General features: G+C 42.2%; 2 protein-coding genes and 1 pseudogene. All 3 read left to right on the forward strand.

Translation table 11 applies throughout. The features are described from left to right. The first annotated feature begins 86 nt into the window (after positions 1 to 86). Positions 87 to 1,442, forward strand: coding sequence for an ABC transporter ATP-binding protein (locus ACRCJ0_RS12200; RefSeq protein ID WP_431390592.1), 1,356 nt, complete (start codon positions 87 to 89; stop codon positions 1,440 to 1,442). Between the two features lie 6 nt (positions 1,443 to 1,448). Next, on the forward strand, positions 1,449 to 2,111 hold the full coding sequence (locus ACRCJ0_RS12205) for an energy-coupling factor transporter transmembrane component T family protein (protein ID WP_431390593.1): 663 nt from the start codon (positions 1,449 to 1,451) through the stop codon (positions 2,109 to 2,111). Continuing rightward, positions 2,111 to 2,314, forward strand: a pseudogene (locus ACRCJ0_RS12210) (thiaminase II); the annotation flags it as partial. The gene ACRCJ0_RS12205 and the pseudogene ACRCJ0_RS12210, both read left to right, overlap by 1 nt.

Raw genomic sequence — 2,314 nt, forward strand, 5'->3', positions numbered from 1 at the left:
CTGATTTCAGTGATATTTTTCGGTGTCTTTTTAACTAAACAAATCGTTAGCCTATTCAACAGGGTCCAAGCCAAAGGACTTGCCCAATGAGTGCCTTAGTACAAATTAGTGAATTGTCCGTCCGGAAAAATGAGACCGTCATCCTAGACAGGATTTCTTGTGATTGGCAGCTAGGCGATTTTATCTTACTGACGGGTGATAGTGGTAGCGGGAAAAGCACCTTCATCCATACCATAGTTGGCTTCAATGGTGCAAGTTTTCAAGGGAATGTTGTAATGGATGGCCAGCGGATGTCAGACTATACTATTCCAGAAAAAGCCCAGAAAATCGGGTTGATGTTTCAAAATCCGGGTCAACAATTTACCATGCGAACCCTGGAACGAGAATGCTTCTTTGCCTTAGAAAATTGCGGTCTACCTTATGACCAAGCTAAAGTGCGTTTAAATCAAGCGGTTGATGATTTGGGTATCAGACATTTATTAGAGCAAGACTTGATGGCCCTGTCAGGTGGGGAGAAGCAGCGGGCGGCCTTGGCTATCTTGATTGCAGTCAATCCACCAGTTTTCTTATTAGACGAACCCTTTGCATCAGTTGACCCAGCATCTAGACTTTTCTTAATTCACATGTTGGCGAAATTAAGACAGCAAGGCAAGTTGATTGTGGTGGTAGACCATGAGTTGACTGACTATAAGGGGCTCATCAACCGATTCTTTATCATGCGAGGCGGCCAACTTTCTGAAGCAGATGTAACCACCTTGCCGGAAAAAGCGCCTATTCCATTGTTGACTAGTGGTCAAGCTAGCAGCGAATCAGCTTTCACCTTGGAAAATATTGCAATCAAACAAGGCGATAAAACCCTGCTTCATCAAGAAAAATTCATTTTTCAAAAGGGGGTATCAACCCTAACTGGCGATAATGGGGCGGGGAAATCGATTTTGTTAAAGGCCATGGCCCAGTTACACCCTTACAAGGGCAAGATGCGGTTTCAGGACCGGAGACTTTCAAGGTTTTGGGGCAAGAAAAGCTTATACGAATCACTCACCCTGGCTATTCAAGATGCAGCCCAACAATTTGTGACGTTGGAAGTAGCGAGTGAGTTACGGTTTCCAAATGAAGATGCTGGTGAAATTCGTGACCGCCAGATGCAGGCACCTGAAGACTTGCATATCAGCCACGTTTTAGACCGAAGTTTATATCATTTAAGCGAAGGGCAGAAGAAGATGGTGCAATTAATCGCCTTATTGAGTTTAGACCACCAGTTTCTAATGCTGGATGAGCCTTTTGCGGGTTTGGACCAGAAAGCCAGTGATTACTTTGCGGATTGGATTGAAGACAAGAAAAGAGATACGGATTTCTTGATTGTGTCTCATCGCCTTTGTCCGCTGGAAAGTGTAAGTGATCATCATATTCACTTGTCCAATCAAGTGCTGAAGGAGGTTTGATAATTGATGGAAGAGAAGAAAACAGCGATTCCAGCTATTCTGGTCTTAGTATTCTTGTTCACGATTGAAATATCTTTTACCTATTCGGTTTGGCTGAATATTTATGTCTTATTAATGGTTATAGCCTACTTAGCTATTAAAAAACGGTTTGGTGTACTGGTATTTTTATTAACCCTACCTTTTATTCCTGCCATCACCACTTTTTGGTCGGTCTATATCCAAGGAAGTGGACTAGATGACGCTTGGGTATTATTCACTAGAACCTATGCCTTTGCGGCTTTAGGAATAGGATTTATGGTTGCCGTTGACTTACAAGACTGCTTGCTAATTTTTGAACAGTATAAAGTGCCGGCTATTTTTATCTATGGATTGTTGGTTGTGATACATGCTGTGCCTGAAATTCAAAGGGAAATCAAGAGTATGCATGATGCCAGTTTATTAAGGGGGAAGAAATTATATCCATGGTCACCTCTCTATTATGTGAAAGTGATCTTTCTAGCCCTCAATTGGCGTGAACGGTACGCAGAAGCCATGTATTCTAGAGGGTTCTCTGAAGACCAGCCACGCCGCCAGTACCGTCAATGGAAAATGTCTACACCAGCTATTGTTTTATGCATGAGTTTAGTTGTCGTCGGCAATATGATTATGAGATTGGAGAATATAATTTAATGGAAAAGACTTTTACAGAAATCGCCCGCAGTCAAACGAGACCCTTTTGGGAGGGGAGTTTCCACCATCCTTTTATTTTGCAGCTACAAGATGGGACGTTGCCTATTGAAAACTTCCGTTACTATTTGATTCAAGATGCTTATTATTTACGTCACTTTTCAACACTTTATGAGAAAGTAGCGGAAATTACTGAAGAGCCTGCG

Source organism: Aerococcus sp. L_32 (assembly GCF_050689315.1).